The following is a 17,747-nucleotide window of genomic DNA, read 5'->3' as shown; positions in this document are numbered from 1 at the left end:
GACGCATCAATTCCACCAATCCCACGCCCACGACCTGCGGGAACTCCATACTTCTGCCTGACAGTCCGCCACCGGAGACGGGCTGCGCAACCGTGAGGAGAGCAGTGGTGAAGCGTGAGTTCCTGGTAGCCGTCGGCGGCGCCGCGATCGTCATCGCCGGCCTGTCCGGCTGTTCGTCGAGCGACAAGAAAGACACCTCCAACGACTCGACCGCCACGGCCACCGCCACGGCGTCAGCAACCGCGTCGGTCGAGGCCGGCGACGCCAAAGCCACCACCGGCGCGGGCACCGCCCGGGTCAGCATCGACGGCAAGGAACACAAGGTCGAGGGCACGGTGGTGTGCGCCACGGTCGCAGGCAATGTCAGCCTCACCGCCGGCCAGGGTATGAGCGCGGTCACCGCCACCGTCAGCGAGGGCGACCAGCCGTCGGTGACCGCCGTAGGACTCGGCAACATCGACGGCGTCACCCTCGGCTACACCCCGGGCCTGCCCGGCGGCAGCGCCGAAGCCACCAAAGACGGCAACAAATACACGATCAAAGGCAACGCGACCGGCATGGACGGGATGAACCAGGTGACCAAACCTTTCGAACTCGAAGTCGCCTGTCCTTAACGAAAACACTCACATCTAGCAAAGCACTGGAATAGTGTGGGCCCGGACTGACCCCGGGCCCACACTCCGTTCTCAGTCGCCTCACCCGCACGACTCGGAGGTGCACCGTGGCCAATCACCGGGCGCGTTCATCCGCCGTCGCGGTCGCCAGTGCCACCGCCGGCATGACCGCGGTACTCACCTTCGGGTACGTCGCCGACGCGCTCGCCGCCACCGTCCTGCCGGATGGCAATGCCGTTGTCGGCGTGGGCGGCAGAGGCGACACCGCGGGCGAGCGGATCCAGAACAAGTTTCGGGGCAGCTACGTGCCGTATGACGGCGAGTTCGTCACTGCCAGTGGCACCCAATACGAGGGCGTCCACTACTCGGCCACATTGCCGATCGATTCGAGCGTGGCCGACGGGCGCCAGCCATTGATCAACCAGGTTGGCATCGCCCGCAGTCAGGTCGGCCCGAACGGAACCGTCTACATCGTCGGCTACTCCGAGGGAAGCCTGGTCGCCGAGAACTACAAGCGCGAAATCAATGCCGGAACGGTCAATCCCGGCGGGAAGGTCGCGTTCGTCTACATCGCGGCACCGACCGTTCCCAACGGCGGCATCTACGCCCGCTTCCCGGATCTGGGCCCGCTCGGGCTGCTCGGCTTCACCAGCACCGGGGCCGCCGCGCCCACCACGTATGACGAGACCTTCATCACCATCGAGTACGACCCCATCGGCGACTTCCCGGCCTACGCCAACCCCCTGTCACTGGCCAACGCCGCGGCCGGCTTCTTCTATCTGCACGGCGACCCGACACCCGATGCCGCCGACCTGAACGATCCGGACGGGCTGTTGATCAAGACCGTGAAGAAGGACAACGGGGCCACCGACACCTACATCCTGGTCAAGACCGAACACCTGCCCCTGCTGCAGCCCATCAGGGACGTGTCGCTGGCCCTGAACACCGTGGCGTTCACCGAACCGGTGCTCGGGGCGATCGAGCCGACGCTCAAGCTCGCCGTCGACATGGGCTACACCGATCGGGACTATCAGAACGCCGACAAGCCGACCCGCTTCTCGTTGATCACGCCGCCGAAGCGGATCGCCGAGACCATCAACCAGCTGCCCGACGCCTTCCAGGAGGGCGCGGACAACGTCAAGAACGGATTCCCTTCCACCACATCACCTTCGACGACGTCGCAGCCGACCGATCGCAACGCGACCAAGAAGGATGTCCCCAAGGTCGACTCGCCCAAGGTCGACACCCCCAAGAAACCCGTCAAGCGCACCCCCATGCACCGACGGGACGACGCCCGCAATGCCATGTCGGACATCGCCAAGAACGTCAGGGACACGTTCAAACCACATAAGCCGAAACACCAGGCCAAGCCCAAGGCCGAGTCATCCACCGAGTCAGACGCAGGCAAGGCCGCCTGACTCGCTGATGTCATGCTGGGAGCATGACTCGACGGATCGTCTGGCTGGTTCTGCTCGGCCTGTTTCTCCCGATCGTGGGATGTTCGTCGTCTCCCGACCCGGCTGACCGCTTCGCGGCCTTTGCCGATGCGCTGCAACGCAAAGACGCGCACGCCGCCGCGGCCGAGACCAGCGACCCGGGGACGGCCGAGACGGCAATCAAGTCGATGTTCGACGGCATGGGCGACGCCGCCACGGTCAAGGTCAGCGCCGAAACCGAAGACGGCGACGAGGCCGGCGCAACGCTGAAGTATCAGTGGTCCTGGGGAGAGGGCCGGGATTTCGGCTACGACACCACCGGCACCGCCACCAAAACCGGTGACGACTGGCGCATCTCGTGGGCGCCGACGCTGCTGCACCGAGATCTGCGGGACGGCTTGAAGTTTCAGTACAGCACCGACAGCGACCTGCAGACCCCGGTGCTGGACCGGACCGGTCAGCCGTTGATGACGTGGCAGACCGTGGGGGTGATCACCCTGGACCGCGCCCGCCTGGATTCGGCCGCCCCGCTCGCCGCGCTGCTCGCGCCGTTCGATGCCAGCACCACCGCGGAATCCATCAACGCACAGTTCGCGTCGAACACCGATGACCGGGTGACGGTGATGAAACTGCGCGAGGACGACCTCGCCACGGTGCGCGACCAACTGGGCCAGGTTCCCGGCGTCACCGTGACCGAACAGGGTGAGTTGCTGACCACCGACCGCCAACTTTCCTCACCGGCCATCGGCGGTCTGGCCCAACTGTGGCACGACCGGATCACCGAAGCCGCCGGATGGTCGGTGTACCTGGTCGACGGCGACGGCGCGGCGGCGCAGCGGCTGGCCTCGACGCCGCCCGCCCAGACCGACCCGATGCGCACCACGCTGGACCTGCGACTGCAACTTCTCGCCCAACAGGCGGTGAACCAGGAGGCCCGGCCCGCCGTGGTGGTCGCGATCTCCGGATCGACGGGCGGCATCCTGGCCGCCGCGCAGAATGCCGCCGCCGACCCACAAGGCGCCATTGCCTTTTCGGGGCTCTATCCGCCCGGGTCGACGTTCAAGACCATCACCACCGCTGCCGCCCTCGAAGCCGGCCTGGCCACCCCGGAGTCCCCGGTCGCCTGCCCGGGTCAGCTGACGATCGAGAACCGCACCATTCCCAACGACGACGACTTCGACCTCGGCACAGTGCCTTTGGCCTCGGCGTTCTCCCATTCGTGCAACACCAGTATGGCGGCGCTGTCCGACAAGCTGCCCGCTGACGCGCTGACCAAAACGGCCCGCGCCTTCGGCATCGGGGTGGACTTCACCATCCCGGGCCTCACCACGGTGACGGGAAAGGTCCCCAACGCCGACACCGCCGCTCAACGCGTCGAGAACGGTATCGGCCAGGGCACCGTGACCGTCAGCCCGTTCGGGCTCGCGGTGGCCGAGGCCAGCCTGGCCCATGGCTCGACCGTACTGCCCAGCCTCGTCGACGGTGACAAAGTCACCGCCGATACCCCGTCGCAGCCGCTGCCGGCCGCCGTCACCTCCGCCTTGCGGGACATGATGCGCAAGACCGTGACCGAAGGCACGGCAAGCCAATTGAGTGACATCCCCGATCTGGGCGGCAAGACCGGGACGGCCGAGTTCGGCGACAACACCCACTCGCACGGGTGGTTCGCCGGGATCGCCGGGGACATCGCGTTCGCGACCCTGGTGGTGGGCGGCGATTCGTCGGCACCCGCGGTGAAAATCTCCGGCGACTTCCTGCGATCGGCCGGCTAACCGGTTCCGGATTCGGCGGCCAGGTGGACCAGGCCCGAGGCGACCGCGAACCGCGGGCCGTGCACACCGTCGATGTTGGCCCGCCCCACCACAACGCCGACGCCGCGTACGGACTCACCGACCGTGCGCAACAGTTCGTCGTCAAGCGCGCCGCCACCGGCCAGAACCAGCGCCGTCGGAGGTTTCTCGAATGCGGTCAGGCAGCGGGCGATGTTGGCGGCGACCGTTTCCTGCTTGATCGCCAGCCGAAGGCTGCGCCATTCCTCGGCAGCCAGTTTGGTGGAGAACGGCACCAACCCGGCCGTGCCGCGGGTGCATAGCCGGCCGATCGCGTCGGCCGCGGCCGGTGCGTCCAGGAACAACCGCCGGCCGTCTTCCTCGTGCGCGACGTGCGGGCCCTCGACCCGGATGGCCGGGGTGCGCTTGACCCGCTCGGCCAGCGCCCGCGGGATGTTCAGCATGCGTGCCACCGCCACGGTGATGGACTCCCCGGCACCGGCCGCCGTGACCGTGCGCTCGGGGCCGATCAAATCGATGGTGCCGCCACCGATATCGCACACCACCGAGTCCGGCGGCAGCCCCGGGGTGGTGCGGGCACCGCGGGCGGCGGCCTCCGGTTCGGTGGCGATGGTGCGGGCCGGGCGTCCGGTCAGCTCCGCGAGCGTCGTCGCGGCGTCCTCGACGTGATCGGCGGCCAGCAGGGCCACCACGGTGCCGCGGGCCTCGGCCACGCCGCGGCGCAGCCACGTCCCGCTGTCCAGCGCCGCGAGGTCGGTGAAAAAGGCATCGTCGACGGTGATCTCATGATCGGCGGTCGGGATGGAGCGCAATCGGATCCGCACCACACTGCCCGGCGGTTCGCGGCGCAGGATGGCGTGGGCCTGAGCCGGCGAGTACCGAACACGGGCTCCGTCGATCCGGAACTCGACGTAGTCGTCATCGACCGCGGGCGGCGCCGGCGGCTCGGTGCGCGCCGTCACCGCGATGGCCGGGGAATCGGCGAGCTCCCTGGTGAACTCGGCGACGTCGTGGATCTGCTCATGGCCGAGTTCCAGCGCCGCACACAGCGCGATCGGATCTGCCAGCGCCCGATAGGCACGCCCCTCGGCCACCACCTCCACTGCAACCAGCACCCCCGGTGCCAGCCCGTCGAGGACCACCTCGTCGACCACCGGGACGTCGACCGGAATCCGGTTGCCGATCAACACCGCATCGTCCTGGGCAGCCAGCACACCGGCCACGGTCCAGCCTTCCGATACCGCGGTGGTGATCGCCTCGGCGGCAACCTCGAAGTCGGTGTGGCCGTCAACCGAGACGATCACCGGCCCGGATTGTGGCTCCGATGTCAGTGCGCTCAACGGCACATGCCGGCCCACCGCGTACCCCGTCCCGGCCGGGGTACTGGCATCGGGCCTGCGCAGGCTGCGCACCGGGGAGCGCGGCGACGGCGCCGGGGCCAGCGGAGCCGTTTCGGTGTCGACCGGCCGGATCCTGGAGAGCACCAGTTCATCCGCCCGCACCTGGGCGTCGACCTCGATCCGATGTAGCAGCGCGGCGGCGCCCTCCAGCGAGTCCAGGGATCCCTTGCGGCCCCGGGTAGGTGCCTGACCGTGGGTGATCGGCTCGGCGGCGCCATCGGTGATGCGCGCCAGGACGATCTCGGTGGTGTGGTTGCCCACGTCGATGCCGGCGACGACCCTCACCGCAACAAGCCCCGGCGCGCGTACACCGCGGCGGCTTGCCGGACCAGCTCGGCGCAGCGCACGGCACCGCGGGTTTCCAGTGACGCCTGCAGCGCGTCGAGTTCGGCGGCAGTGGAGCGGTGCGGGCGCAACGCCTCGTACAGCCCCATCACCTCTTCGTCGTCGATGGTCGCCAATTCGGCTGCGCGTAGGAAGTTCTCCGCGAGCTGCGGGTTGCCGTTCTCCTCGGCGACCACGGCCTGATGTGCCAGGGTAGCCGGATCCATGCGTAGGTCCGACAGATCCAACTTGCCGTCGACTGCGGCTTCGACCGTGTACTTCTCGCTCATTTCCGGGTCACCTCCACTGTGACGGGCGCTTGGCCCGGTTCACAGGCTTCACGTTCCAGTGCCACCAACGCGACCGCGCGGGCGTGATAGCGCGCCGAGATCGACTCGTCGGTGCCGCCGGTCAAGATCGGCACCGGCGCCATGCCCTTGGCGTGGCGGGCGGCGTTGCGACCCAGTTCCCGGTAATTCTTTGCGGTCAGCAGGGGCGCCACACTGAACAGCTCCAGGTTGGCCAGGGGTGCCAGATCCCGGCGGTGAATGAGGGCAGTGCCCTTGCCCTGCAAGCCGATTCCGATGCCCGATCCGGACAGTTTGGCCGCGGTGAGGCCGATCAGGCCGACGTCGATGGTCGAGCGCACCCGCACGAACCGCGGCACACAGCCCTCCTCCTCCAGCCCGGCGGACAGTTGACGGATCACCTCGCCGATGGGCAGCCCGCACAAGCTCAGCCACACGCTGCGCCCCAGCGCCGGTGACAGGCCGATACACACCTCCCGCGGATCGCCACCCTGACGGGCGGTTTCGAGGTCGGTGACACCGATGTGGCCGGCATGCTCGTCCTGGTCGGCGGTGAGCTCGGCCGCGCTGCGTTGTTGGCGGATGGCGTCGATCTCAGCCCGGCGCGCTTCGGTGAGCGTGTAACCCGTTGCCGGGCCGGTGTAGTCATTCGGGTCGGTGACCTTGGACAGCACCCGGAACTGCTCATCGAAGATCGCCGAGGTCTGCAACTGGTCGCCGCGTAGCCGTTCGACCGTGAGCCGCATGATGGCTTCGGCCTCGTCGTCGTAACCGGTGCGTTTGAGGGAGGCGATCACGTCGAACACGGTGAGCTGCCTGGCCTCGATGGCATTGGCCGCTTCCGCAACGGCCTTCGGGTCTCCGGGCGGCAGATCGCGTGACCCGTTGGCGATCACCACCTCCTCGATGTGGCTGTCGTCGAAATCGGCCAGGCCCAGGTCGCGGTACACCGCCTGCACGGCGGTCGCAGCGCGTCGTCGTACCGCGGCCAGGTGCTCGGCCGGCACCGTCCGCAAACCACCGTCTGCACCCCAATCACGTTGCAGGACCAGAAAATCATCCATGTCGTCGGCGTTGAAGTTGGAGAGCGCGAAGGCGTTGTCGTAGCGCGGGATCGAGCCGAACCCGGAGAAGATGAAATCGGCGCCGGCCAGCAGCACCGGCAGCGTGTGGGCGCTTCGGCGAATGTCGGATTCGGAGATCAGATTGTCGTTGCCCGCGCACGACTCCAGATCGCGCATCATCACCATCAGGTTTTCGGCGAGCAGCTCCTTCATCCCCTCGGGCACCGAGGCCACCACGCCGACCCCGTCGATGCCGCCGTTCTGCACGCCCTGGGAGCCGAGTGCGCGCGCCAAAGACACACAGCGCGATTCGAGGTAGAGGATCGAGCACTTCTCGGCCGCACCCATCAGCACCTCGGCGCCACCGCCGCTGGTGACCCGCATCTTCAAACCGCGCGAGGCGTAGGCGCTCGTCAAGATCGCCTTGGAGAACGGGGTGTCGTCACCGTCGACGAACACCTGCTCGGTGCCGTAGATGGAAATGGTCTCGGCGTAGCTGGTCAGCCCGCGCAGGCCCAGCCGCAGCTCCATCGCCTCCTCGATCGAGCATTGCGCCATCGCGCCTGGCACGCCCACCTGCGAACCGATCAGCAGCGCAACGGCATTCGACGGCGCATCGCCGAGCACCGGCACCGTCGTCTCGACCTCCCGGAACCCGTAGGCCACCGCGCTGGCGGCATCGGCGGCGATCAGCATGGGATCGTCGAGCTGGTTGGTGACATGGGCTTGATTGCTCGGGGTGCGCCTGGCGCGCATCTTGGCCATCGCCATCTGCATCTCGACCGGCGTCAGCAGGGCGATGACGCGAGCGAGCTTGGCCGGCGTGGTACCGCCGATCAGCCGGACCACCTCGGCCCGGGGAACGTTGAGGTCGACGGTCTTGCGGGCCAGTTCGACCTCGGGCATGGCCATGGCTTCCTCTGCGACGTCGAGGTCCAGGCCGTACCGGGCGATGAACTCGTCGATCACGTCGAAATCGGTGGCGGCCTTGCCGTCCATCTCCACGACCTGGCCGTCGCGCACCACCAGCGACGGTTCCGGATCGTGCGGGCTGCGCATTGCGACCAGGCCCAGCTCCGGGTTGGTCACGCTGAAGCCGTCGAGGTTCACCGGCTTCGCATCGAGGATCCGCATCCTGCCGAGGTAGGCACCGCCGTCATCCGCCACGCGACCATTTTGCGTGACCGACCCTATTTGGTCTACCCATTACGCCTTTTGGGTCAGACCCCGGCCGCCACCTCAAGCTCCTTGAGGGAGTCCTCCAGATGACTGAGCATGCGCTGCAGATGCGGCACACTCCGCCGGCAACCCACCAAGCCGAAATCCAAGTTGCCGGCATTGCTGGCCAAGGTGATGTTCATCGCCTGCCCGTCCAGCGCGATCGACAACGGATAGTTGCCGTCCAGCCGAGCACCCTTCCAGTACAGCGGGTTTCGCGGTCCCGGCACATTGGAGATGACCAGGTTGAACGGTGGCGAGGTGGCCTTGACGAAACCCGGCACGGCGGCCAGGCCGAGCGGGGCGATCATCATCGCCGACAGCGCCAGAGCCTGAACCCGGGGCAGCTCGGAGAACACCTTCTTGTTGCCCCGCATCGACTCACCGACGACCTTCAGCCGCTCGGCCGCGTCATCCAGATCGGTGCCCAAACTGCACAACACCGAACCGACCAGATTGCCGCCGGAATCGGCCTCGTGCTCGGCGCGCAAGCTCACCGGCACCATCGCGATCAACGACCGATCCGGCAGCGCGTCCTGCTCCAGCAGATACGCACGCAACGCTCCGGCGCACACCGCCAGCACCACATCGTTGACCGTGGACCCGGCGGCCCGCGATATCCGTTTGAACCGCTCGAGCGGCCAGGACTGCGCCGCGACTCGGCGGGCCCCGCCGATCTTGACGTTGAACATGGTCTTGGGCGCCGCGAACGGCAACGTCAGCTGCTGTTCCAGCAGCGCCGAGCGAGCCAGCTTGACGGTGGACGGCGCCAGCCCGGCCACCGACCCGACGGTGTCGGTGACCGTCTTCATCACCGACGAACTCTGGTGTGGCCGTTTACGGCGCGGCACGGTCCATGGCACCCGAACCTCCGCGTCATCGGGGTCCTCCGACAACGTGCGCATCAGCAGCTTGAGTGCCGACACCCCATCGATGAGCGAATGGTGCATCTTGGTGTAGACCGCGAACCTGCCGTCGGCCAAGCCCTCGATCAGATGCGCCTCCCACAGCGGGCGGTGACGGTCGAGCAGGCTGCCGTGCAGGCGCGAGGTCAGCTCCAACAGATCGCGGACCCGCCCCGGTGACGGCAGACCCGAGCGACGCAAGTGATAGTCCAGGTCGACATCCTGGTCATACGTCCAGCCGACGTTCGCAATGCCGCCCAGGATGGTCGCCGGATGCTTGCGGAACACGGGCTCGAACTCGGTGTGGGCCACCATCTCGTCGTACAACTCGCGGACGAACTCGCGGCCCGCACCGTCCGGGGGCTCATAGAGCGCCAGGCCGCCGACATGGAACGGGTGCTCCCGCGTCTCGGCGATCAGGAACATCGAATCGGTCGGCGACATCAGCTCCATGGACCCATTCAACGCCGGTCCGGGACCCGGGGATGCAAAACAAGTAGCCGACTACTCATGCACGGGCCCGGGCAAGCACCCAAGATCGACACATGCCGGGGCCATCGCTTCTCACAAGACTGTTCCTCAAGACCACCGAGCTGGTTGACCGCCGGGTCGGCTGGGACAAACTGCCGCCGTTCCTGGGCATCTCGGTGCTGGTCGGAATCCGGGACGCGTTGCGGGAACACAACTTGTACGACGCCTACGAAGGCAACCCACCGCAGGCACCCCCGCTGGACCCGACCGAGTATCTGACCAACCGGACGGCCGACGGCACGTACAACGACCTCTCGGTGCCGTCCATGGGCATGGCCAACACCCGATTCGGACGCAACGTGCCACTGGCCGAGGGCCGTGCCGAGACGCTGCCGGAGCTGATGGATCCCAATCCCCGGCTGATCAGCACCAAACTGTTGCAGCGGCGCGAATTCCAGCCGTCCACCACCCTCAACGTGCTGGCCGGGGCGTGGTTGCAGTTCGAGACCCGAGACTGGTTCAGCCACGGCACCGACGCCAACCGGATGCTCGAGATTCCCCGCCCCGACGGCGACGACGAATGGCCCGAGGACACCATCAAGGTCCCCGCCACCCCGGCCGATCCCACAGCGGACCAGAACGACACGACCTGCTCCACCTTTTTAAACACCGAAACCCATTGGTGGGACGCCTCCCAGATCTACGGCAGCAACCAGGAATTCCAGAACGCGATCCGCAGCCACCACGACGGCAAGGTCCGCATCGACGCCGACGGGTTCATCGACATCGACCCGGCCCTCATCGGGGCATCCGGCGGAGCCGACGGCTGGTGGCTGGGTATGGAGCTGATGGGCACCATCTTCATGCGGGAGCACAACGCGATCTGCGACCGGCTCAAGGCCGCCTACCCGCAGTGGTCCGACGACCAGCTGTTCAACAAAGCGCGGCTGATCAACGCCGCGCTGATCGCCAAGATCCACACCATCGAATGGACCCCGGCGATCCTGGGACATCCGACCCTGCAGATCGGGATGCGGGCCAACTGGTTCGGCCTGGCCGGTGAGCGCGTCAAGGAGTTGTTCGGCCGGCTGGGCTCCAGCGACATCCTCAGCGGAATCACCGGATCGACAACCGACCACCACACCGCGCCCTACTCGATCACCGAGGACTTCGTCACCGTCTACCGGATGCACCCGCTGGTGCCCGACGACTACGAATTCCTCAGCCTCACACCCGGAGTCGAGCCGCGCACACTCACCTTCAGCGAGATCCACGGCGGCGCCAACTCCCGCGGCGTCCTCAAGAGCATCGGCGCCGCCGAATGCCTGTACTCCCTGGGCGTCGCTCATCCCGGCGCGGTCACCCTGCACAACAGCCCGACCTTCATGCGGAGCTTCCAGCGCACCGACGAGCACACCCTCGACATGATCGCCACCGACATCCTGCGCTCCCGCGAGCGAGGAGTGCCGCGCTACAACGACTTCCGCCGCGCCCTCCGCCTCGCCCCGGCGACGAGTTTCGACCAGATCAGCGGCGGCGACGCCTCGACTGCCGCGGTGATGGCCGAGATCTACGGCGGAGACATCGAGAAGGTCGACACCATGGTCGGCATGTTCGGGGAAAAACTGCCGGAAGGGTTCGGATTCAGTGACACCGCATTCCGGATCTTCGTGCTGATGGCCACCCGGCGGCTCAAGAGCGACCGGTTCTACACCGTCGACTTCACTCCGCGGGTATACACCCCTGAAGGCATGGACTGGATCGACCACAACGACATGACCTCGGTCCTGCTGCGGCACTACCCCGAGCTCGGGCCGTCACTGCGCGGGCAGCGCAACGCGTTCGCGCCGTGGGCGCGGATCTAGGTCCGTCGGTCATCAAAAAACCCGCTACCTGCATCGACAGGTAGCGGGTCTATGGCGGTGGCGGAGGGATTTGAACCCTCGGACGGGGGTTACCCGTCACACGCTTTCGAGGCGTGCTCCTTAGGCCGCTCGGACACGCCACCGTGTGGCAGCTTACCGGGCGAGCGCGCCAGGCCCTAATCGGTCGCGAGTCTGAGGTTGATGTCGAGAATCCAGCGCAAACTCGCACAGAAGTTCAGACTGGCGCCCGAACTAGCGCTGGGCCGCGAAGAACTCCTCGAGCAGGGCCGCGCACTCGTCGGCCAGCACGCCGCCGACCACCTCGGGCCGGTGATTGAGCCGGCGATCGCGCACCACATCCCACAGCGAGCCGACCGCCCCGGTCTTGGGCTCCCACGCACCGAACACCACCCGCGCCACCCGGGCCAGCACCAGCGCACCGGCACACATGGTGCACGGCTCGACGGTCACGGCCAGCGTCGCACCTTCGAGCCGCCAACCGTCGCCGAGCACCCGGGCGGCTTCGCGCATCGCGACGATCTCGGCATGCCCGGCCGGGTCGCCGGTGGCCTCACGGACGTTGGCCGCGCGGGCCAGCTCGGTGCCGTCGGCGGCGAACACCACCGCACCGATCGGCACGTCGCGCGGCCCGGCGGTGCGGGCAGCCTCCAGTGCCGCGCGGATCAGCGCTTCGTCGGAAGAACTCACCGACCGAGCCGGTCGAGCACCGCCGACAGTTCGTCGGCGAAGCCCATCTCGCGGGCGATGCGCCCGATCTGCTCGTCGGCGTACAGGTCGGTCTCGGACAAAATCACGCCGAGCACGTCCTCGTGCAGGCCGATGTCCGACAGCACCGACAGATCGCCCTCCTCGAACGGGTCCGCGTCTTCGAGATCCTCTTCTTCGAGGTCAGCGTCCAAGTTCTCCAGCGCCTCGGCGGCGATGTCATAGTCCAGCGCGGCGGTGGCGTCCGAGAGCAGCAGCCGGGTACCCGCCGGTGCCGGCCGCACGATCACGAAAAATTCGTCGTCCACGTCGAGCAACCCGAAGACCGCTCCGGCGCTGCGCAGCTCACGAAGTTCGGTCTCGGCCGCGGTCAGGCTCTTCAAGGATGACGAACGCATGGGCGCACATCGCCACTTGCCGTCCTCCCGGACAACGGCCACCCCGAAGCCATCGGGCAGGTCTGCCGGCGCACGCTGTGCCTCCATGCCCGCATACGGTAGTCGCCGACCAGCAATTTTGACAGGGATCACCCTCGGCCCCGGCCCAGCCGGTGTGCCAGTCTTGATGCGTGACGAACACACCGGTGTGCGTGCTGGGCCTCGGCTTGATCGGTGGCTCGCTGATGCGGGCCGCCGCCGCGGCCGGCCGCGCGGTCTTCGGCTACAACCGGTCGATCGAGGCCGTCTCCGCCGCGAAGTTCGACGGGTTCGACGCCACCGAGAACCTGGACGAGGCACTGCGCCGGGCTGCCGAATGCGACGCGCTGATCGTGCTCGCCGTGCCGATGCCGGCCCTGCCGCAGATGCTCGACCGTATCCGTGACACCGCGCCGAGCTGCCCGCTGACCGACGTCACCAGCGTCAAAGGCGCGGTGCTCGACGAAGTGCGGCGGGCCGGCCTGCTGACGAACTTCGTCGGCGGCCATCCGATGGCGGGTACCGCCCACTCGGGCTGGTCGGCCGGGGACGCTGCGCTGTTCACCGGCGCCGCCTGGGTGGTCAGCGTGGACGATCACGTCGACGCGCGGGTCTGGTCACAGGTGGCCCAACTGGCCCTGGACTGCCATGCCGTCGTGGTGCCGGCCCGCTCCGACGAGCACGACGCCGCAGCAGCCGCCATCTCACACCTGCCGCACCTGTTCGCCGAAACACTGGCGGTGACCGCCAGTGAAGTGCCGTTGGCCTTCGCCCTGGCCGCCGGGTCGTTCCGCGACGGCACCAGGGTGGCGGCCACCGCCCCGGACCTGGTGCGGGCCATGTGTGAGGCCAACGCCGACCAGCTGCTGCCCGCGCTCGAACACGGCATCGAACTGCTGACCCGCGCCAAGGACGCCCTGGCGGCCACGGGTTCGGTGGCCGAGCTGGTAGAGCACGGCCACGCCGCCCGGATGCGCTACGACAGCTTCAGCCGCCCCGAGATCATGACCACGGTGGTGGGCACCGGCAACTGGCGCGACGAACTGGCCGCGGCCGGACGGGCCGGCGGGGTGATCAGATCCGCTCTGCCAATCCTGGGTAATCAAGGATGAACCCGTCGGGATCCACCGTGATGGTGGTGTCAGCCACCGGCGAGCGCAGCTTGACCGCGGCACCGGGACCGGGACTGCTGTAGCCGATGTTGGCGGTCTCGACCGACAGGTCCGGCAACCGCACGTAGACCACCGGCAGGGTCACCGACTCCGCACGCTGATGCAGACCGGTCCGCCGGATCGGCAGCGCATTGAAGAACGGGCTGAACACGAGATCCACATCGAGCGCACCGCCGAAGTCGGAGCGCTTGGTCTGCGTGTGGTCCTGCACCAGCCACATGTTCTCCTCGTCGCGCGCGATGGAGAGCTGGCGTTCCCGCTCGGCCAGCGTGACGGTCAGAGACAGCCGCTTGGTGGCGCCGGTCTCATCGGTGACCAGGTCATAGGAGGCCGAGAACGCCGGGTGGGAGTCCGTGGCAGCGGCCACTATCCGGCCGTAGGCCTTGATCCTGTTGCCCGACAGCTGAACCCGAACGGATTCCATCCGGGGTTCGTCGTGCGCCCGCCAGGTCAACACTGCTGGCCAGGCACGATCCTTCTGGTCGCTCACCCTTCTACCGTATGCGACGGCGCGCGGCCTTCGTAGCCGAGTCCGGAACTCCCCGCCGAGCGTGACTCGAGCGCCATCTCGTCACCGAGCAACGGCTGCGGAATTCGCCGTCGCCCCCTCAACCGGCCACTACCGGGCACCGACAACCACACCGCCAAGGCCAGCGCCGCGTCGAGGATCAAGGCCAGCGCCGTGACCATGAGCGCACCCACCAGAGCGATGTGGAACTGCCGCACCTTGATGCCGTCGATCAGATACCGGCCCAGCCCACCGAGGCTCGCGTAGGCCGCGACCGTCGCGGTCGCCACGATCTGCAGCGTCGCGGTGCGCAGCCCGCCGACGATCAGCGGCAGCGCATTGGGCACCTCGACCCCGAACAACACCCGGCGCTCGGTCATGCCCATCGACCGGGCCGCATCCACGACGGCGGGATCCACGTTCGCGATCCCGGCATAAGTGCCGGCCAACAGCGGTGGAATGCCCAGCAGCATCAGCGCGACCGTCGGCGGCACCAGCCCCAGCCCCCACAACAGCACCCCGAGCAGCAGCACCCCCAGCGTGGGCAGGGCACGCAGCGCGTTGACGCCGGTGACAACCAGGAACGTGCCGCGCCCGGTATGCCCGATGAGCAGGCCGACGGGAATCGCGATCACCGCCGAGGCCAGCACCGCGACCACGGTGTACTGGAGGTGTTCGACGATGCGGGCGGTCAGGCCCGCCGGGCCGGCCCAGTTGGCGGCGGTGAAGATGAAATCCAGGGCCTGCTGCAGAAAGTTCATGCGGCCGCCTTGGCCCGGTTGGGCGTGCGGGCGGTGCGGTTCCACGGCGTGATGGCCTTGCCGACCAGCATGATCAGGGTATCGATGACGATGGCCAGCACGAAGATCGCGATGATCCCGGCGACGATCTGGTCGCTCTTGTTCGACTGGTAACCCTCGGTGAACCAGGTGCCCAGGCCACCGATGCCGATCACCGAGCCCACCGAAACCATCGAGATATTGGTGACCGCGACGACCCGCAGCCCGGCGATCAACACCGGTATGGCCAGCGGAAGCTCCACCTTGAGCATGCGCACCCACGGCCGGTAGCCGACCGCCGTCGCGGCGTCGCGCACCTGCTCGGGTACCGCGTCGAGCGCCTCCGGCACCGCCCGCACCAACAGTGCCGTGGTGTAAAGCGTCAGCGCCACAATCACATTGGCTTCATCCAGGATGCGGGTCGGGATGATCAGGGGCAGCACCACGAACAACGCCAGCGAGGGGATGGTGAAGATGATGCTGGCGGTCAGGGTGGTCAGCCGCCGCAGTGCGGTGGTGCGCTGCACGGCCGCACCCAGCGGCACGGCGATCAACAGGCCGAGCACGATCGGCACCAACGACAACCGCAGGTGCACGACCGTCAGCACCCACAGGTCGTCGAGATGGTTCAGCAGATACCGCATCAGGTCCCCAACGCGGGAATGTGACGCTGCGTCTCCAGCGCGGCCAGCACGTCCTCGGCCCGCACTCCCCCGATCACCTGATCGTCGGCGTCGACCGCTACCCCCAGTCCCGACGGCGAAGACAACGCCGCGTCCAGCGCCTGCCGCAGCGTCCCGTCCGGGCGGAACAGTGAACCGCCGGCAATCGTGCTGTCGTACAGGGACTTCCCCGACCGGTGCACGCCGACGCCTTCGGCATTGACCCAACCGTAGGGCGTGCCATCGGGTTTGGTGATCAACACCCAGTCCCCGGCGCCGAGTTGCAGCCCGTCGAGCTGCGCCTCGGGAACGTGACGAATGTCGTGCAACGGCAGCCCGGTGCTGTGGAAGAACTGCAGCCCGCGATAGCCGCGGTCGGCGCCGACGATTCCGGCCACCAGGTCGTTGGCCGGGTTGGACAGCAGCCGCGCCGGCGAATCGTACTGTTGCAGCACGCCACCACGGCCGAACACCGCGACCAAGTCGGCGAGCTTGATCGCCTCGTCGACGTCGTGGGTGACGAAGACGATGGTTTTGCGCAATTCACTTTGCAGCCGCAGGATTTCGGCCTGCAGATCCTCCCGAACCACCGGGTCGACCGCGCTGAACGGCTCGTCCATCAACAGGATCGGCGGATCGGCGGCCAACGCGCGGGCCACCCCGACCCGCTGCTGCTGCCCACCGGACAACTGCGCCGGGTAGCGGTCGGCCAGCTTCGGGTCGAGCCCCACCCGCTCCATCACGCCGATCGCGGCCTTGCGCGCACTGCGCCGCGACTCGCCCCGCAACACCGGCACCGTCGCGACGTTGTCGACCACCCGCAGGTGCGGCATCAACCCCGCGCTCTGGATGACGTAGCCGATACCGAGCCGCAGCTTGACCGGGTCCACCGTGCTGACGTCGTCCCCGTTGACCGTGAGGGTGCCCGAGGTGGGGTCGATCATCCGGTTGATCATCCGCATCGAGGTGGTCTTGCCGCACCCCGACGGACCGACGAACACCGTCAGCGTGCCCTGCGGCACTTCCAGATTGAGGTTGTCGACGGCGACCGTGCCGTCCGGGTACTGCTTGGTGACGTTCTCGAACGTGATCACTTCTGTACCGGCCTGTCGAATCCGTTGTCCCTGACCCACTTCTCGGCAGCCTCGTCGGGATCGACGCCGGCATTGCCCTCCACTGCGGTGTTCAACTCGATCAGCGCCTCCGTGGTGAGCTTGGCCGACACCGCGTCGAGCACGGTCTTGAGCTCATCGGACATCTTCTGCGAGGCCACCAGCGGAACGACATTGGCGGCCAGGAACGCGTTCTTCGGATCCTCCAGCACGACCAGGTGGTGCTGCTCGATCGCCGGGGAGGTGCTGAAGATGTTCGCCGCGGTGACGGCGCCGCTGTTGAGGGCTTGTACGGTGGCCGGCCCGCCACCGTCACTGATCGCCACGAAATTGACCGGCGCGATGTCCAGACCGTACCGGGACTTCAGGCCTACCAGCCCCGTCTGGCGGGTCTGAAATTCCGATGGTGCACCGACTTTCACCTCAGCCGAGTGCGCGGCCAGATCCGCGATGGTCTTCAGGTTCCAACGCTGGGCGGTCTGGGCGGTGACCGCGAGGGTGTCCTTGTCCTCGGCCGGTGAGGGATACAGGATCGACAGATCTCCGGGCAAGGCCTTGAACAGCGCGATCAGTACCTCGTCCGAGGTGGTGGCAGTGGCCTCGGCATCGAAGTACTGCAGGAGATTCCCGGTGTACTCGGGTATCAGATCGATCGAGTGGTCCTGCACCGCAGGCACATACGTCTCGCGGCTGCCGATGCCGAATTGACGCCTGATCTGAAAATCGTTGGCCTCCAGAGCCTGGGCATAGATCTCGGCGATGATCTTGGACTCCGGGAAGTCAGCGGAGCCGACCGTGATGGTCTTCAGGTCGCCCGAGATAGGTCCACCGCCCAGTGGATTGGCACTTCCGCAGGCCGCCACCAGCGGCACGAACAGGGCGAGCAGGGTCATCGCGATTGCCAGGGTTCTGCGCTGCACAGGCGCATCCTTTCGGCGACGGCGGCCGGACGATCAGCCTCCCCGACCCTAACGGCA

At 67.5% G+C, this 17,747-nt stretch carries 16 protein-coding genes and 1 tRNA gene; 5 read left to right on the top strand and 12 right to left on the bottom strand.

Annotated elements, in window-relative coordinates; genetic code table 11:
• Positions 1-107 precede the first annotated feature (107 nt).
• The 3 genes from K6L26_RS03580 to K6L26_RS03570 all read left to right on the top strand — a co-directional run bounded on the left by K6L26_RS03580 (position 108) and on the right by K6L26_RS03570 (position 3,822).
• On the top strand, positions 108-614 hold the full coding sequence (locus tag K6L26_RS03580; RefSeq protein WP_036392676.1) for a lipoprotein LpqH: 507 nt from the start codon (positions 108-110) through the stop codon (positions 612-614).
• A 107-nt stretch (positions 615-721) separates the two neighbouring features.
• A complete protein-coding gene (locus K6L26_RS03575; protein ID WP_064898367.1) occupies positions 722-2,032 on the top strand; it encodes a PE-PPE domain-containing protein in 1,311 nt (436 codons plus the stop codon).
• A 23-nt stretch (positions 2,033-2,055) separates the two neighbouring features.
• On the top strand, positions 2,056-3,822 hold the full coding sequence (locus tag K6L26_RS03570; protein WP_064898365.1) for a penicillin-binding transpeptidase domain-containing protein: 1,767 nt from the start codon (positions 2,056-2,058) through the stop codon (positions 3,820-3,822).
• On the opposite strand, the gene K6L26_RS03565 is transcribed toward K6L26_RS03570, so the two are convergent.
• The 4 genes from K6L26_RS03565 to K6L26_RS03550 all read right to left on the bottom strand — a co-directional run bounded on the left by K6L26_RS03565 (position 3,819) and on the right by K6L26_RS03550 (position 9,512).
• The gene (locus K6L26_RS03565; protein ID WP_064898363.1) at positions 3,819-5,525 is read right to left on the bottom strand and encodes a diol dehydratase reactivase ATPase-like domain-containing protein; all 1,707 of its coding nucleotides are present in this window, start codon (positions 5,523-5,525) and stop codon (positions 3,819-3,821) included. The two genes, K6L26_RS03570 and K6L26_RS03565, sit on opposite strands and share 4 nt — an antisense overlap.
• Positions 5,522-5,854, bottom strand: coding sequence for a diol dehydratase small subunit (locus K6L26_RS03560; protein WP_019346929.1), 333 nt, complete (start codon positions 5,852-5,854; stop codon positions 5,522-5,524). Before K6L26_RS03560 ends, K6L26_RS03565 begins: the two co-directional genes overlap by 4 nt.
• Positions 5,851-8,070, bottom strand: coding sequence for a propanediol/glycerol family dehydratase large subunit (locus K6L26_RS03555; RefSeq protein WP_064898571.1), 2,220 nt, complete (start codon positions 8,068-8,070; stop codon positions 5,851-5,853). The genes K6L26_RS03560 and K6L26_RS03555 overlap by 4 nt, the downstream gene beginning before the upstream one ends.
• Positions 8,071-8,156: 86 nt before the next feature.
• Positions 8,157-9,512, bottom strand: coding sequence for a WS/DGAT/MGAT family O-acyltransferase (locus K6L26_RS03550; protein WP_064898361.1), 1,356 nt, complete (start codon positions 9,510-9,512; stop codon positions 8,157-8,159).
• A 92-nt stretch (positions 9,513-9,604) separates the two neighbouring features.
• On the opposite strand from K6L26_RS03550, the gene K6L26_RS03545 reads away from it, so the two are divergent.
• The gene (locus tag K6L26_RS03545) at positions 9,605-11,395 is read left to right on the top strand and encodes a peroxidase family protein (RefSeq protein ID WP_064898359.1); all 1,791 of its coding nucleotides are present in this window, start codon (positions 9,605-9,607) and stop codon (positions 11,393-11,395) included.
• A gap of 52 nt (positions 11,396-11,447) precedes the next feature.
• Here K6L26_RS03545 and K6L26_RS03540 read toward each other — a convergent pair.
• The 3 genes from K6L26_RS03540 to K6L26_RS03530 form a co-directional block, all read right to left on the bottom strand.
• A tRNA-Ser gene (locus tag K6L26_RS03540) sits at positions 11,448-11,538 on the bottom strand.
• Positions 11,539-11,647: 109 nt separating this feature from the next.
• Positions 11,648-12,103 (bottom strand): nucleoside deaminase, encoded by a 456-nt coding sequence (locus K6L26_RS03535; protein ID WP_019348793.1) that lies wholly within the window; start codon positions 12,101-12,103, stop codon positions 11,648-11,650.
• Entirely contained in the window at positions 12,100-12,606 is a 507-nt protein-coding gene (locus tag K6L26_RS03530) for a tRNA adenosine deaminase-associated protein (RefSeq protein ID WP_019348792.1), read from the bottom strand. The genes K6L26_RS03535 and K6L26_RS03530 overlap by 4 nt, the downstream gene beginning before the upstream one ends.
• A gap of 98 nt (positions 12,607-12,704) precedes the next feature.
• On the opposite strand from K6L26_RS03530, the gene K6L26_RS03525 reads away from it, so the two are divergent.
• On the top strand, positions 12,705-13,649 hold the full coding sequence (locus K6L26_RS03525) for a prephenate dehydrogenase (RefSeq protein WP_064898569.1): 945 nt from the start codon (positions 12,705-12,707) through the stop codon (positions 13,647-13,649).
• Here the strand turns inward: K6L26_RS03525 and K6L26_RS03520 are convergent.
• From K6L26_RS03520 to K6L26_RS03500, 5 genes are read right to left on the bottom strand one after another with little or no spacing between them, the layout of a single operon-like run.
• A complete protein-coding gene (locus tag K6L26_RS03520; protein ID WP_019347167.1) occupies positions 13,612-14,199 on the bottom strand; it encodes a putative glycolipid-binding domain-containing protein in 588 nt (195 codons plus the stop codon). The genes K6L26_RS03525 and K6L26_RS03520 overlap by 38 nt on opposite strands.
• A complete protein-coding gene (locus K6L26_RS03515; protein ID WP_064898567.1) occupies positions 14,196-14,978 on the bottom strand; it encodes an ABC transporter permease in 783 nt (260 codons plus the stop codon). Before K6L26_RS03515 ends, K6L26_RS03520 begins: the two co-directional genes overlap by 4 nt.
• Positions 14,975-15,640, bottom strand: a complete 666-nt coding sequence (locus K6L26_RS03510) for an ABC transporter permease (protein ID WP_036391116.1) — start codon at positions 15,638-15,640, stop codon at positions 14,975-14,977. Before K6L26_RS03510 ends, K6L26_RS03515 begins: the two co-directional genes overlap by 4 nt.
• Positions 15,640-16,752: an ABC transporter ATP-binding protein gene (locus tag K6L26_RS03505; protein ID WP_064898357.1), complete on the bottom strand. Its 1,113-nt coding sequence runs from the start codon at positions 16,750-16,752 to the stop codon at positions 15,640-15,642. Before K6L26_RS03505 ends, K6L26_RS03510 begins: the two co-directional genes overlap by 1 nt.
• Entirely contained in the window at positions 16,749-17,663 is a 915-nt protein-coding gene (locus K6L26_RS03500; protein WP_036392664.1) for an ABC transporter substrate-binding protein, read from the bottom strand. Before K6L26_RS03500 ends, K6L26_RS03505 begins: the two co-directional genes overlap by 4 nt.
• Positions 17,664-17,747: the final 84 nt, after the last annotated feature.

The sequence above is a fragment of the Mycobacterium farcinogenes genome, from assembly GCF_019739075.1.
Lineage (GTDB): Bacteria > Actinomycetota > Actinomycetes > Mycobacteriales > Mycobacteriaceae > Mycobacterium > Mycobacterium senegalense.
The sequence above is the reverse complement of the archived record's forward strand: the minus strand, read 5'-3'. Positions and strand labels throughout refer to the sequence as shown.

Excerpts from the sequence above, each read along its gene's own strand:
- K6L26_RS03570 (WP_064898365.1), top strand. The coding sequence starts at position 2,056 with ATGACTCGACGGATCGTCTGGCTGGTTCTGCTCGGCCTGTTTCTCCCG.
- K6L26_RS03560 (WP_019346929.1), bottom strand. The coding sequence starts at position 5,854 with ATGAGCGAGAAGTACACGGTCGAAGCCGCAGTCGACGGCAAGTTGGAT.
- K6L26_RS03555 (WP_064898571.1), bottom strand. The coding sequence starts at position 8,070 with ATGCGGATCCTCGATGCGAAGCCGGTGAACCTCGACGGCTTCAGCGTG.
- K6L26_RS03550 (WP_064898361.1), bottom strand. The coding sequence starts at position 9,512 with ATGGAGCTGATGTCGCCGACCGATTCGATGTTCCTGATCGCCGAGACG.
- K6L26_RS03545 (WP_064898359.1), top strand. The coding sequence starts at position 9,605 with ATGCCGGGGCCATCGCTTCTCACAAGACTGTTCCTCAAGACCACCGAG.
- K6L26_RS03530 (WP_019348792.1), bottom strand. The coding sequence starts at position 12,606 with ATGGAGGCACAGCGTGCGCCGGCAGACCTGCCCGATGGCTTCGGGGTG.
- K6L26_RS03515 (WP_064898567.1), bottom strand. The coding sequence starts at position 14,978 with ATGAACTTTCTGCAGCAGGCCCTGGATTTCATCTTCACCGCCGCCAAC.
- K6L26_RS03510 (WP_036391116.1), bottom strand. The coding sequence starts at position 15,640 with ATGCGGTATCTGCTGAACCATCTCGACGACCTGTGGGTGCTGACGGTC.
- K6L26_RS03500 (WP_036392664.1), bottom strand. The coding sequence starts at position 17,663 with ATGACCCTGCTCGCCCTGTTCGTGCCGCTGGTGGCGGCCTGCGGAAGT.